13 protein-coding genes, 1 tRNA gene and 1 riboswitch are annotated in these 13,065 nt (G+C 69.6%); of the genes, 5 read left to right on the top strand and 9 right to left on the bottom strand.

Going from position 1 to position 13,065, the window contains the following annotated elements; all coding sequences use genetic code 11:
- Nucleotides 1-69: 69 nt before the first annotated feature.
- The 3 genes from BJ999_RS17750 to BJ999_RS17740 form a co-directional block, all read right to left on the bottom strand.
- The gene (locus tag BJ999_RS17750; RefSeq protein WP_179834322.1) at nucleotides 70-837 is read right to left on the bottom strand and encodes a CHAP domain-containing protein; all 768 of its coding nucleotides are present in this window, start codon (nucleotides 835-837) and stop codon (nucleotides 70-72) included.
- An 11-nt stretch (nucleotides 838-848) separates the two neighbouring features.
- A riboswitch (cyclic di-AMP (ydaO/yuaA leader) is annotated at nucleotides 849-1,004 on the bottom strand.
- Nucleotides 1,005-1,470: 466 nt separating this feature from the next.
- The gene (locus BJ999_RS17745) at nucleotides 1,471-3,363 is read right to left on the bottom strand and encodes a PP2C family protein-serine/threonine phosphatase (RefSeq protein ID WP_229810685.1); all 1,893 of its coding nucleotides are present in this window, start codon (nucleotides 3,361-3,363) and stop codon (nucleotides 1,471-1,473) included.
- Between the two features lie 185 nt (nucleotides 3,364-3,548).
- Nucleotides 3,549-4,424, bottom strand: coding sequence for a serine hydrolase family protein (locus BJ999_RS17740; protein ID WP_179834321.1), 876 nt, complete (start codon nucleotides 4,422-4,424; stop codon nucleotides 3,549-3,551).
- A gap of 93 nt (nucleotides 4,425-4,517) precedes the next feature.
- Between BJ999_RS17740 and BJ999_RS17735 the strand changes: the two genes are divergently transcribed.
- Nucleotides 4,518-4,591: transfer RNA gene (locus BJ999_RS17735), tRNA-Pro, on the top strand.
- Between the two features lie 664 nt (nucleotides 4,592-5,255).
- On the opposite strand, the gene BJ999_RS43605 is transcribed toward BJ999_RS17735, so the two are convergent.
- Genes BJ999_RS43605 through BJ999_RS17720 form a run of 3 tightly spaced genes read right to left on the bottom strand, consistent with a single transcriptional unit; the run spans nucleotide 5,256 to nucleotide 7,692 of the window.
- The gene (locus BJ999_RS43605) at nucleotides 5,256-6,053 is read right to left on the bottom strand and encodes an SDR family NAD(P)-dependent oxidoreductase (RefSeq protein WP_179834320.1); all 798 of its coding nucleotides are present in this window, start codon (nucleotides 6,051-6,053) and stop codon (nucleotides 5,256-5,258) included.
- Entirely contained in the window at nucleotides 6,050-7,117 is a 1,068-nt protein-coding gene (locus tag BJ999_RS43600) for a saccharopine dehydrogenase family protein (RefSeq protein WP_179834319.1), read from the bottom strand. Before BJ999_RS43600 ends, BJ999_RS43605 begins: the two co-directional genes overlap by 4 nt.
- A complete protein-coding gene (locus BJ999_RS17720) occupies nucleotides 7,114-7,692 on the bottom strand; it encodes a hypothetical protein (protein ID WP_179834318.1) in 579 nt (192 codons plus the stop codon). The genes BJ999_RS43600 and BJ999_RS17720 overlap by 4 nt, the downstream gene beginning before the upstream one ends.
- A 78-nt stretch (nucleotides 7,693-7,770) precedes the next feature.
- Between BJ999_RS17720 and BJ999_RS17715 the strand changes: the two genes are divergently transcribed.
- Together BJ999_RS17715 and BJ999_RS43595 are read left to right on the top strand one after the other, a co-directional pair.
- Nucleotides 7,771-8,328 carry a TetR/AcrR family transcriptional regulator gene (locus tag BJ999_RS17715; RefSeq protein WP_179834317.1) on the top strand — a complete coding sequence of 186 codons (558 nt, stop codon included), beginning with the start codon at nucleotides 7,771-7,773 and terminating at the stop codon, nucleotides 8,326-8,328.
- Between the two features lie 295 nt (nucleotides 8,329-8,623).
- Nucleotides 8,624-9,253 carry a recombinase family protein gene (locus BJ999_RS43595; protein ID WP_179838623.1) on the top strand — a complete coding sequence of 210 codons (630 nt, stop codon included), beginning with the start codon at nucleotides 8,624-8,626 and terminating at the stop codon, nucleotides 9,251-9,253.
- Between the two features lie 184 nt (nucleotides 9,254-9,437).
- On the opposite strand, the gene BJ999_RS17705 is transcribed toward BJ999_RS43595, so the two are convergent.
- Both BJ999_RS17705 and BJ999_RS17700 read right to left on the bottom strand, forming a co-directional pair.
- Entirely contained in the window at nucleotides 9,438-9,611 is a 174-nt protein-coding gene (locus BJ999_RS17705; protein WP_179834316.1) for a DUF397 domain-containing protein, read from the bottom strand.
- A complete protein-coding gene (locus BJ999_RS17700) occupies nucleotides 9,602-10,384 on the bottom strand; it encodes a helix-turn-helix domain-containing protein (RefSeq protein WP_179834315.1) in 783 nt (260 codons plus the stop codon). The genes BJ999_RS17705 and BJ999_RS17700 overlap by 10 nt, the downstream gene beginning before the upstream one ends.
- A gap of 154 nt (nucleotides 10,385-10,538) precedes the next feature.
- Between BJ999_RS17700 and BJ999_RS17695 the strand changes: the two genes are divergently transcribed.
- Nucleotides 10,539-10,931, top strand: a complete 393-nt coding sequence (locus tag BJ999_RS17695; RefSeq protein ID WP_179834314.1) for an ATP-binding protein — start codon at nucleotides 10,539-10,541, stop codon at nucleotides 10,929-10,931.
- 55 nt (nucleotides 10,932-10,986) lie between these two features.
- The gene (locus BJ999_RS17690; protein ID WP_179834313.1) at nucleotides 10,987-11,181 is read left to right on the top strand and encodes a hypothetical protein; all 195 of its coding nucleotides are present in this window, start codon (nucleotides 10,987-10,989) and stop codon (nucleotides 11,179-11,181) included.
- A 65-nt stretch (nucleotides 11,182-11,246) separates the two neighbouring features.
- Here BJ999_RS17690 and BJ999_RS17685 read toward each other — a convergent pair whose 3' ends face one another.
- Nucleotides 11,247-13,028 (bottom strand): relaxase/mobilization nuclease domain-containing protein, encoded by a 1,782-nt coding sequence (locus BJ999_RS17685; protein WP_179834312.1) that lies wholly within the window; start codon nucleotides 13,026-13,028, stop codon nucleotides 11,247-11,249.
- Nucleotides 13,029-13,065 lie beyond the last annotated feature (37 nt).

Raw genomic sequence — 13,065 nt, 5'->3', positions numbered from 1 at the left:
ACGCCAGAAGGCGCCCGGCGGGAGGCCGGGCGCCTTCGTCACACGTGCGCCGTCTCGTAGGGCGTCGCGTCAGCGGGCGTAGTCGGGGTAGCCGTAGCCGACGACCTGCGACTTGTCGCGGACCTTCTTCTGCACCGCGTTGTCGGTGTTGCCCTCGATGGTGGAGATGGTGCCGTTGCCGTTGTCCTTGACGACGATGCCGACGTGGTCGATGTCGCCGATGCCGGCCTTCGAGCCGTCCTGCCAGTCGTAGAACACCACGGCGCCGGGCTTGGCGGTGTGGCCCCAGCGATCGGTCTGCTTGAACCAGCTGGCGTGCTGGACGGTGTAGGCGTCCCAGCCCATGTTCTTGACGCCGGTCTGGGCGCCGAGCCAGGAGACGAACATGTTGCACCACTGGGCGCCGTTGTACTCCTTGACCGAGAAGCCGCCGTCGCGCTTGGCGGTGGCCTTTGCCTGGGGAGTCGAGACGTACCACTTGTGGTACTTGGTCTCACCACCCTTGCCCTCGTGGATGCCGACCTGCTTCTGCGCGAGCTTGATCACTTCAGCGGGCTTGACGGCGTGCGGGGGGACCTTGAAGCCCTCGCGCCGGGCCTCGGCCGCGGCGTTCTCGGCCTTCACCGTCTTGGCCTTGGAGGACTTGTGCGCGGTGGTGCCCTGCTCGGCGACCACCGCCGTCTGGGTGGAGGTGTCGGCGACCGCGCGGCCGCCGGCGAGGGGGTTGACCACAGAGAGCCCGACCGCGCCCGCCAGGACCGCGCCTACGGCGACGCCGACGGCCTTGTCCTCGGGGCTGAGGCGGTTGAGCGAAAGTCGATCGAAAAGACCGGACATGCAGGGAATCTCCTTGTCTTCCATGGCGCCTACCGGGTTAGCTGACGGATTCGGGCATGGAAGCAGCCCTACGGCGCGACTCTCGGGCGCGCCGATTCACCCCAGAAACGTGGGTCCCCGGCTCCGTTCCGGTCGCACTGACCGGACGGACTCGGCCTCGCACCGCGCGAGCGGTGCAGGTTTACGGATTTCTCACTGACAGATCTTGATGAGGGGGCGCGCGTCACTGGCGCGCATCGCGTGCGGATTCCGCTCCGCGATCCTCGGCCGCGCATGGTGCGGCCGGTGGCAACGCATGGGACGCGTTGCGTGATTCGGGATCGAAGGTACCAACCTTCTCAAGAAAAGCAAACCAGGCATAAAGCAAAGTCTTGCCTGCTCAAGGCCCTTCCAAGAGACTCCCAACACCGGGACGGCGCCGCCTCTTCCCGATCTTTGTCGAGACGCCCCTCAGCCCCTTGCCCGCCGTACTTACCGGGCCTTCGGGAAAAGGTAAAGAAGATCGAATGGGGGGCGGCCGGCACTCCCGCCCCCGGTCTCCACCACCCGCCCGCCCCTCCGGGTGAGGCGCACGTCACATTCGGCGATCTCCGCTGGTCAGGCGTGCGGTTCGTCACCGCGAGGCTCGGACGATCACTCCACGTGGATGGCGAAGAGCGTGGTGTCGTCCGCCGCCCGGTCGTGCTCCATCCGCGCGAGAACCTCGTCCAGCACCCGGTCGGGACGCGTGGAGGAGTCCTGCAGGATGTGGGTCAGGCGGGCGATCCGCTCGTCCAGATCCGCGTCCCTGCGCTCCACCAGGCCGTCGGTGTAGAGGAAGAGCATGTCGCCCGGCTTCAGCCCGGTGGTGATCGTCGTGTACTCCCAGCCGGCCATGGCGCCGAGCATCGGGTCGCGGACCACCTCCAGCGGGGTCGCCCGCCCGTCCCGCACCAGGATCGGCGGCGGATGGCCCGCGCACGTCCACTCCAGGAGGTGCCGGGACGGGTCGTAGTGGGCGACGATGGCGGTGCCCGTCGCGGGCGGGTCCATGGCGCCGATCAGCTCGTTCAGCCAGCCGACCAGCCGTCCCGCCCGCTCCCCCGTGCAGGCGAGGCCCAGCAGGCCGTTCCGGGTCCGCGCCATCGCCGCCGCCGCCGGCAGCCCGTGCCCGGCGGCGTCCCCGATGGCGAACATCGCCCGCCCGTCCTGCAGCGCACGGGTCGCGAACCAGTCGCCGCCGATACGGGCCGTGCTCTCCGCCGCCATGCTGCGGATCGAGGTGCGCATGCCCGGGAGCTGCTCGACCTCGTCCTCGTCCGGCAGGATGGCCCGCCGCAGCGTCACCGCCACGCGCCGCTCCTGCGCCGTCCGCGCCTGCTGGCGCAGCATCTGCCGCCGGGTCTCGGCCAGCGCGTGCTCCACCCCGCGCCGCCGGGTGATGTCCTGCGAGACGATGTTGATCGAGACGGGCAGCCCGGACTCGCCGAGCACGGGCTCGGCGAACACCCACAGATGGCGGGGCGCCCCGTCAGGGCCGGTCACGCGGTGCTCCGCCTCCACCGGTTCGCGGCGCGAGAACATCGTCTGGACGGCCTCCTCGACCAGCGGAAGGTCGTCGTCGGCCACGACCTTCGGCAGGTCGTGCGGCATCGGCGGCACCTCGTCGGGAGAGAGGCCGTAGTTGGCCAGCATCTGCGGCGTCCAGTCCGCCTCCCCGGTCGCCAGGTCCCACTCCCCGAACCCGATCAGGGCGAGCCGCTCGACCCGCTCCAGCCGCCGCGCGACGCGGTCCTCGGTCAGGTGGTACCGCCAGGTCACGCAGACGCCCGTCGGCACCCGCACGCACCGCACGCTCATCCGCGACGAGCGGGACAGGCCGCGCTGAGCGGTCGAGTACTGGATCGAGGGACGTTCCAACCGCGTCCCGGACTCCAGGACCCCGACATAGTCGTCGAACAGCCCGCTGAGCACCGCCCCCGGGTCCGTCCGCAGCAACCGCAGTCCGGTCAGCTCCTCCCGGCCCCGCCCGAACATGTCCTTGGCGACGCCGTTGAGCTCAGCGAAGAGGAAGTCGGCCACGTTGCCGTCCGGCCCCCGCACCGGGACCAGATGGGCCGCGGAGTCGAGCGCGCCCTCCAGCACCGCCGTCGCCGCCGGATCGTCGGGCACCCGCGCGAGGATCTCCACGTCCCCCGCGGTGTCCTCGGCCGTCACCCGGCGCAGCACGTCCTCGGCCTCCGACAGGACGGCCTGGCGCTCCGTGGGGACCTCCTCGGCGCGCGGCGCCCGGCGCCCCGCCAGCACGGCCCCCACCGGCCCGCCGCCCCCGTCCTTGACCAGCAGCGATGCCGCCTCGGCCATCTCGATGTCCAGGTCGCGCGCGAGCCAGATCAGGTGCTGCAGGGCCTCGCCCGGCGGGACGCCGAGACGCCGGGCCAGCACGACCCGCGCCTCCGCCATGACCGCACGGTCGTGCGCGGCTCCCCGCAGGTCTTCCAGGTCCGCAACGTGCACCCCGGGCTGGGTGCCCTCCGCTTCCGCCAACCCTTGTCCCCCGTTCGGCGTCACCTGCCCTTGGGAGAAAAAAGCTACATACGTCAGTGAGGGGCTATTCGCCCATCCACGGGCAAAGACTCTAGATCTTTGCCCGGGTTTTCCCTGCACGCCCGAACTCGACCGCTTCCGGTGACCATCTCAAAACGGACCAGTTCCACGTCCTGTGACCCACGTCACACCCGTGCCACCTGCCGCGTCAGCGAAGTGATCCGCGCCGCCGCCGTCCGGAACGACGTCCCCGCCGGATGCAGCGTCAGCACCACCACGATCTTGTCCCCCACCACGCCCGTCGTGTGCAGCACGGGCCGTCCGAGCCCCAGGTCGGGCCGCCACGCCGCCGGCCGCACGCTGCACGGCTCCGCCGGCGTCTCCCCGAACCCGGACCACCCCTGCTTGACGGCCCACGGCCGCTCCACCGCCCGCGGAATCCCGAACGTCTGGTCGAACCCGTCCGTCCCGCAGGGCGTCGACCTCCGCAACTGCGCGAGCACGAACTCCCGCTGCCCCTCCGGCGCCTCGTCCAGCAGATACCGGTACATCCGCACGACGTCCCGCGCACTGAGCGCCGTGTAACCCCAGAACCCGGGCTTCTCCGCGGGCGGCGGCGCGGTGTCCTCCAACCCGGCCTTCCGCACCATCCGCTCGATGATCCGCGCCCGCCCGCCCCGGCGCCAGAACTCCGTGGCCGCCCCGTCGTCGCTCGACCGCAGCATCGGCACCAGCAGCCGGCGGTCGGCATCCGACACCTCATGCCGATCCATGTAGTCCAGCGCGATGAGGATCTTCACCACCGAGGCCGACCGGAACGTCCGCCGCGTCGCCCGCGCGGCCACCACCCGCCCCGAGCCCCGGTCGAACACCTCGTACGAGGCCCGCACCCCCGCCGGCACCCGCACGACCGGCGCCTTGGACGGCGCCGCCGAAGCCCGCGGCTCGGACCCCGTCGGCTCAGGACTCCCGCTCACCGACCGAGTCCCTCCGCCGTCCCCGCACCCGCACACCAGCCCCAGGCCCACGACCCCGGCCAGCACCGCCCGCAAACGCACCATCAGGCCTGCCTACCAGAGATCAGCGCCCCCGTATCTCGGTACGCACGACCCCGCAGACTGCGCTAGAGTAATCACGCCCGCTCAAACGGGCACCGGGACGTAGCGCAGTTTGGCAGCGCACTTGACTGGGGGTCAAGGGGTCGTGGGTTCAAATCCCGCCGTCCCGACAAGAAAGACCAGCTCAGAGGCCGTTTCTCCACCACGGAGAACCGGCCTCTTGATCGTTAGTTAGCCGTTCGTTAGCGAACTAGGCCGCCCCCAGCGGCACTCGACCGGTTCACACGGGACCAGGAAGACCGGCCTCCGCCCGCTCCGCCCCACCGGATGTTCACACGTCCCGCCACCCGCCTGCCCGCCCTTCGGCGACCCGCGATCAACCGAGCGCCCGATGACCAGCACAGGCCGCCCCAGCCGATCGACACCGCAAGGTCATTTCGCGGCGGCCGGGCTCCTCCACGGAACCGTTCGCCCGCCGCCACATCAACGTGAACGGCACCTACTCCTTCAGCCGGCCCGACCTCGGCCCCACCGGCGTCCGCGCGCTCCGCCGACACCGACCAGCCCGACTGGGATGAAGATCAGTCATAGTGCCTGCCACTGGATCCACCGCGGGTCGCCGGGAGGCAAGGGCATGAAATCCGGTGTTGGTCCACGGATCCGGCGGTGGAGTGGACGGCGTCCGCCTCGTCCCCGGTCGTCCGATGCTGCCAGGCCGCCGCTCGCCTCGAACCCCTCCTCCTCGGGGTGGCTGAGAAGCCCCCGATGGGCTCCGGGGTGGTCGGGCTTCGCGGCGGGCCGGGCTGGTGGTCGATGTACGGGAGGTAAGGGGGTTCAGCTGTTCTTGAAGGGGTTGAGGGTTTTGCCGGCGAGGTAGCCCAGGCGGATGGGCAGGGGTTTCATGGCGGCGGCGGAGATCTTGTTGACGAGGCCGGGGACGCAGACGGGTTTGCCTTTCTGGACGGCGGTCCATCCTTCGGCCACGACGGCTTCGGGTTGCTGCCACAGGATGCCGGGGAGGTGGTTGGCTTTGTCGCGTGTGCCCATGACGTCGTGGAATTCGGTGTGGGTGAAGCCGGGGCACAGGGCGGTGACGTGGATACCGTGGGGTTTGAGTTCCATGTCGAGGGCTTGGGAGGTGTTGAGGACGTAGGACTTGATGCCGGTGTAGAGCAGGCTGGCTGCGGGCGGGGCGAACGCGGCGACGGAGGACAGGTTGACGATGCGGCCCCAGCGGCGTTCCTTCATGCCGGGGATGACGCGGTGGGCGAGTTCGGTCTGGGCGGTCACCATCAGCTGGATCTCTCCGGCGAGAGTGTCCCAGGGGGTGTCGGCGAACGCGGTCTTGCCCGACAACCCGGCGTTGTTGATCAGGACGTCAATGTTCAGGCCCTGCTCGTCGGCGTATCGCAGGATCGCTGCGGGGGCGGTGGGGTCGGTGAGGTCGGCGGCGAAGACCTCGCATCGGACCTTGTGCTGTTCGGTGAGCTGGGCGGCGAGTTCGTGGAGGCGGGCGGCGCGGCGGGCGACCAGCAGGAGTTGGTAGCCGCGGGCTGCCAGGTGGCGGGCGAACGTCGCGCCGATGCCGGCGGAGGCGCCGGTGATGAGCGCGGTGCGGGGGACGGTGGTCACGTCAGGGTTCCTTCGGTCGGGCTGATGGTGAGGGGGCCGCTGCCGGGGAGCCGGGTGATGAGGTCGGCGCCGAACAGGGTCGCGGGCGTGTGCGCGCCGAGGCGGGGGGCGGTGGCGGCGAGGAGGTCGGTGACGGCTGTGAGGGCGCCGTCGATGGTGAGGCGGTAGGGGTTGGCCGTGGTGATGCGGGCGGTGGCCCGCCGGCCGGTCGCATCGGTGGTCTCGCCCCACACGTGGGCGCTGCTGGTGGCCCGTTCGTTCGCGTCGGGGCCTTTCACCGTCTTCTCGATCAGCTTGTGGGCGGCGGCGCGGACGCGGGGAAGGGCGAGCAGCCCGGTGAGACGCCTGCTGATCCGAGTACCGCGGATCAGGGTGGCGGGCATCGGGATGTACACCTCGATGTTGGGGATTCCGGTGCTGTGGTGGGCGCTGTAGAGGTCGGCGGCGGGGAAGGCGAGCGCGGGTTTGGCGCCGTTGCCGAAGTCGATGCGGGCGGTGCGTCTGCCCAGCGGGGTCGGGGTGATCTGGCCGTCGATGCGGGCGCGGCCTCCGGCGGCCATCCCGTCCAGGATCGTCTTGACGGTCCCCGGGGACAGCGCCAGCGGCAGGTCGAACCCGAGCCGCAGGTGGGTGGCCTCGGGCATGGCCTGGTGGAGGGCGGCGGCGAGGCAGTCGGTGGGGATGACGTCGAAACCGACTCCGGGACAGACCACGACACCAGCAGCGCGGGCCTGGCCGTCGATCTCGCGGGCGTAGGCGAAGACGTCCATCTCGCCGGTGATGTCGAAATAGTGGGTGCGGGTGCGCACGCACGCGTCGATCATCGGGGGCGCCGTCACCGAGAACGGCCCGGCGCAGTGCAGCACCACGTCGATGCCGGACAGCCGCGCGTCGGCGTCGCGCAGGTCGAAGATCCGGTAGTCCAGGCCGAGGTCCTCGGCCAGCAGCTTGACCGCCGTGAGGTTCCGGCCGGCGAGGACCGGTTCCAGGCCCCTCTTGCGCGCCTCCCGGGCGATCAGCTCGCCGGTATAGCCGTTGGCGCCGTACAGCAGCCACTTCGTCACCGGGCGGCCTCCTTCGGGCCGGGCAGTTCACGCGGGCCCGGGGTCAAGCCGCGGCGAGCGGTGCCGATGTCACCGCGGTAGGCGCCGACAGGGCCGGTGAGCAGGAAGGGCAGGGGGATGCGGCGCTGCCGTGCGGTGAATCCCCACGTCCCGATGCCCAGATAGACACCGGGCGCCGCGCGGCGGACCTCGTCGACCATGTTGATCACCCCGCACATCGAGGCGTAGGCGCGGTAGACCAGCGTGTAGGCGGGACGGCCGTCATAGCGCGACGGTGCGATGAGTGTGTGCATCGCATAGCGCTGCCGGATGCGGCCGAACTGGCGGAAGGTGTTGTAGCCGCGCCCGGTCTGGCCGTCGACGGGCCGGAACGCCTTGCACAGCCATGGCGCGAGCGGATTCGACACCGTGCCGCGCCCGGTCACCGAGGCGACCAGGTTGGGCTGGGCCAGCAGCCGGGCGGTGTACTCCCCGTCCATCTCCTCGATGGACGGGGCGGGCAGCGTGGCGAAGAACGCCAGCAGCCCAGTCGTGTCCAGCCCGAGCAGCTCGGCAACCGCGTGGTCGGTCTCCATGGGGGCCCACCTCACTTCTTGAACAGCCTTCAAGAAACCTAGCGCCTTCTTGAGGGCCGTTCAAGATAGGGTGTGGGGGTGCCCCGGAACCGACGCCCCCAAGACCGCGAGGAGAAACGCGAGGAGATCCTCGCCGCCGCCCAGCGGCTGTTCATTGACGACGGCTACGAGTCGGCGTCCATGGGCCAGATCGCCAAGAACGCCGGCGTCACTGTCAACACGATCTACTGGTACTTCCGCGACAAGGACGACCTGCTCATCGCCGTCCTGGACCGCCTGCTGGCCGAAGCCCTCGCCCAGTACACGACCATCGCCGACCGGCCGCTCAACGACCGGCTCCTGTGGGCCGTCGACCAGCTCGAACGGCTGCACGGCCTCGTCAACACCGTCCACACCCGCGCCGCGGCCTCACCCGCCGTCCACGCCTGGCACGCCGGCTTCCACGAACTCGCCGACACCCTGGTCGCCGACGACCTCCGCAAAGCCGGCGCCGCCGAAGCCGACCTCCCCGCCATGACCGCGATCGGCACCTTCGTCATCGAGGGCCTCCTCACCCACCGGCACGACGATGCCGACAAACGAGCCGTGATCGACCTCCTGGTCCACAAGCTCACCATTGCGCCGACCCGAACCTGACCGGAAGCCATCTCGCCGCACCACGCAGGCCAGCATCGCAACGGCGAGCGGCGGCGACGCCTCCACCTCGGGTGGGGTGTCTGAGAATCGTTCGATTCTTCGACACCCCGCGCGCAGTCCTCTTCACTGCCCGAGCACCCCGGAAATCTGTCGGCAAAACGTGTTGAGAACTTCGGGTGTTCGACAACACCGACAGCACCGTTTTTCCTGCACTTTCCAGTTGTGACGACGTTCCCGGGCGATGCCCCGCCCTCCGCGGTGATCCGCCGACGATCTTCTCGGCGCCGAGCCCGCGATCCTCACCGGCGCGCTCGTCGGATACGCCCGGGTCTCCACCAAAGACCAGCGACTCGACCGCCAGACCCTGGCCTTGAAGGCCGCGGGCTGCATCCGGATCTTCGCCGATAAGAAGTCCGGCAAGGACGCCGAGCGCAAGGAGCTCGCCAAGGCGCTGGACTACCTGCGGCCCGGCGACACCCTGGTCGTCCCCTCGCTGGACCGGCTCGCCCGCTCCCTGCAGGACCTCATCACGATCGTCGCCGACCTGCGCCGCCGCGGCGTCGGGTTCCGATCCCTGAAAGAGGCCCTCGACACCACCACGCCGGGCGGCCGCCTGGTCTTCCACGTGTTCGCCGCCCTCGCCGAGTTCCTCCGCGAACTCATCATCGAAGACACCCACGAGGGCCTGGCCGCCGCCAAGGCCCGCGGCGTCCGCCTCGGCCGGCCGCCTGCCATGACGCCCGAGCAGATCCGACACGCCCGCGCGCTGCTCACCCAGCCCGACGCGACCGTCTCCTCCATCGCCCGCCTCTTCGGCGTCAGCCGCTCCACCATCTACAAGTACGTGCCCGAGCTCAAGCCCACCGGACTCCAGCAGGTCAAGACCGGCGTGCCCGACCCACGTCCCGAACTCACCGAGCACTAACAAGCGCCTTCTGACCTGCATCCATCTCAGCCCGAGCGACATTGGAACGAAAAGTCACGCTAGCGAGCTCAACCGCACGCTTCTAGCGGGACTTTTCGTTCCAATGTTCGTCAGACCCCAAGACAAACAGAAAGAAGCCCCGGTCCCTCTCGGGCCGGGGCTTCCTCGGTGCCATGTCCGGGCGTTAGCGCTTCAGAACCGCCACGAGGCTCGCGAACTCGTCGCGGCGCAGGGTGAACTTGGCGCCGGCCGGGTCCTTGCTGTCGCGGATGCCCACGGCCTCGCCGAGGTCGGCCAGTTCGACGCAGTTGTCTCCGGCCTCGCTGCTACGCGACGACTTGCGCCAGGTCACGTCCATCGCTCTTCCACAACCTTCCGCATCAGGTCGACCGACGCCTTCGGCGAAAGCGCCGCCGCTTGGAGCCTACTGAAAGCCTCGCTGACGAGCGCTAGGTCTCTCGGCTCTGCGCTCGTCTCGCCCCCGATGTTGCTTTCCAGGTACACGATCTCGCTCCGATCGGGTTGAGTCGCGATCACGAACGGCGCTCGGGCGTCGCGGTAGTAGCCGATCGGAGCGATCTGGATCGTGATGTTCTCCCGCTCCGACATCTCGATCAGATGCTCCAACTGTTCGCGCATGATCTCGCGGGAGCCGACCTCGCGGAGGAGGACGGACTCGTCCAGCACGACGAACACGGTCGGAGGGTTCGGCTTGGTGAGGATTCTCTGCCGTTGCATCCGCTCGCGGACGGCATCGTCGTTGCACAGGAGCACACGTGCGTACGCCTCAGTCTGCAGAAGCCCGTAGACCAACCTGATCTCGAACGCACGGAGCGCGTCAGCGGACGCCTCGGCGCGGGGGAAGTCTGCGAAGAACTTCGGGTAGCTACTGGAACGCAGAAGGTCGTCCCATGCATCGACCAGGGCCGTGCCCGAGTCCAGCGCCTTGTCCATCCGTTCGGCGAAGTCCCTGCGGCACTTGGTGCGCCCGGACTCGACCTGGGAGATGTAACTCCGGGTGACCGCTGTCCGTGCGGCGAGTTCCGTCCGATTGAGTCCCGCTTCCTCGCGGAGGCGCGTGACCTCTGCGCCGAAGGCGACGGTCTTGGATGTCGGTTTGCGCGCGGCCACTGCTTCGCCTCCACGTGAGCGAGGGGAACCCACCTACCAGCGATCGACAGCGCCACGTGTGTGCTGGGGCGCTTCGCTGGTAACGCTACGCGGAGGAGTTGAAGATGTGCAGCGAGTTACTCGAACCCGTCAGTGGCCAGCGAAGGTCGTGCCGATGTCCGCAGCACCGCAAACTCCTGAAGTCCCGACGATCGTCCTCGATTCCACCGATCAGGCGCCCCGCCTCGCGCGCCGGTTCCTCGCCGAACAGTTCGCCCGCTGGGGCATCACCGACGACTACATGGGCCGTCTCGTGGTCTGCGAGCTGACCACGAACGCCTACAAGCACGGCGAAGGCCCGATCGTCGTCCGGCTCTCCCTCGACCCGGACGATGGGCGACCGGTGATCGAGGTATCGGACACCGGCACGGGCCACCCCACCGTCCAGCCTCAGGACTACGCCGCCACCTCCGGCCGCGGCCTCCAGCTCATGGCGGAGCTCGTACACGAGTGGGGAGTCAAGCGCCTCACCGGCGGCGGCAAGGTCGTCTGGGCCAAGCTGCCCTGACGCTGCGATGTCCCCGACACGAGGAGCCAGGGGCCACGCTCCGTGTGAGGAAACGATGCGAGTCACATTGCTGCTACTGCAGCACCTCTTCCCTGAATGGTCGATCACGCTGGATCGAGAAGGGATCTGGAGGGCGACGGGGCGCGTCCTGATCTCGGCGTCCGACCTGGACGGGTTGATGGACCTCCTCCACACCGCCGACCCAGAAGCCTTCGAGCGCGCCTTCCGCCAACTCGAAGAGCGGAAATGAGCGACCGGCGAGAGGAGCCCCTCCATGCGGCCAGTGCTGGCAGACCGCGCGATCAAGCCGTTCGATCACGGACGGCGACGACCAGAGCGCACTGGACCCGTGGAAGCCGACGGCGCTGATCTGCTCTGTGCAACCTGCGGCAGCGGAGCCCACGCGTTCGGAAAAGCGGCCATAGCCAGGCGCGCTTGCGCGTTCGGGCCAGCCGGCGGAGGTGAGGGCGCGCTACCCGCTGGTCGTACTTCTCGCGTATGCGCGGCGGCTCTTCGAGCAGCGTCGGCCTGGGCGTGACGCTCCTGGAGGCTGCGCAGCTGAGCGATGGTGTCGAGCAGGCTGATGAAGTTGGCGACGAGCAGCACCATCGACACCACCGTTCGGTCCTTCGCCGTGCCGGTGAGCGCGAGCAGGCGGGCAGTGGTGCGCAACGCGTTGCCTGCCGGAGTCGGGGTGGGGATACGGCCGTAGGGGGCGCGGGCCGCGCGGTCGTAGGCATCGGCGGCGCGGTGGAGGTGCCGGTTACCGGTAACTCGGGCTGCGACGTGGAGGGCATCGGAGGCCGCCCAGCAGGCGTCCTGTGCAGCATGCGGGTTGGTGACAAGGTGCCGCCGAATCTGGGCGGTGGCGAAGGCGGCGGCACGGGCCGCGTCGTCGTAGAGAGCCTGGCGCTCCTCCGGCGTCAACTCATCATGGTCGACGGCCACCTGAGGGTCCGCGACAGGCGAGGCCCAGCGCTGGCGGAGACGGGATAGCGACAGGTCATCGGCGAGACGGCTGCCGGGATACCAGTTCGGTTCTTTGCCATCGTGTTCAGCAGCGAAAGCGACGGCGTAGCCAGTGATCTGCCCGTCAACGGTCTGGCCGTAGCGCAGCTTGACCAGAAGCCCCTCACCCCGAAGCCGGTCGAGGAACTCGTTGGTCGTCGCCGACTCGTCCGCCGCGCGGCGGACGGCCGTCCGCAGCACGGCTCGTCTCGTCCGCTCGGACAGATGCCGTCCGTCCAACGGACAGAACGGGGACAACGCACGGACGGACCCGTCCGCGCCCGTCCACCGGCGGCGAAGCTTGGGCAGAGTGAGGTCGGCAGCGAGCTTCCCGCCACCGAACCACACGGGACGTCCGTCGCCGTTCAGATCGTCGGGGAGGGCGACGGCGTAGCCGGTCATCTCGCCGGCCGTCCGCTCGCTGAAACGCTGGCGCACCAGGACACCCTCATCATGCAGCCGCCGGAAGAACTCCGCTTCGCTGCTCGCCCCCGCCGCCGCCGTCTGGACTTTGCGGCGCAGAAGCGTGCGGGACGGTAGCGGCCGACCGTGGCGGGCGGCTTTCTCGATCTCGCCCCGGCTCGGCCGCCGCGCCGCTGTCCGGTCTGCCGGAGCCGTCCGCCGCAACCCGTGCTGCTGCTCGACCGTGCGGCAAGCGTCCCGGACGCGGTAGCCGTCGTTCCACACATCGGGCCGACCGCCGTCCTGGCGCGCCAGGGTCGCCACGATGTGGACATGGTCGGCGGCATGCCGGACGGCCACCCACCGGACCGCGCCAAAGTCCCCGTCCGGAGCGAGCCCGACCCGGTCCATCACTTCATGAGCGATCCGGGCCCACTGCCGATCGGACATGACCGGGTCCTCGGGCGCCGCCCGCAACGGCAGATGCCACACCGGTTGCCGATAGTTCCGCTCCCCCAGCAGCGCCAGCGGCTGCGTGAGCAGCGCGTCCAACCGCCGCAAATCCCGGCTCCCATCCGCCCGCACCCCAGGCTCCAACTCCGGCGCGCTCCGGAAGCCCGCCACCACATGCGGATCGCGATGCTCCTCGTGCCGGCCAGGACCGTACAGGTAGCGCAGCAGCCCCATGACACGCTCTCCACGACGGATCTTCCCGATCACCCAC

The sequence above is a fragment of the Actinomadura citrea genome (assembly GCF_013409045.1).
GTDB lineage: Bacteria > Actinomycetota > Actinomycetes > Streptosporangiales > Streptosporangiaceae > Spirillospora > Spirillospora citrea.
Note: the sequence above shows the minus strand (reverse complement) of the source record. Positions and strands in the feature narration are given on the sequence as shown.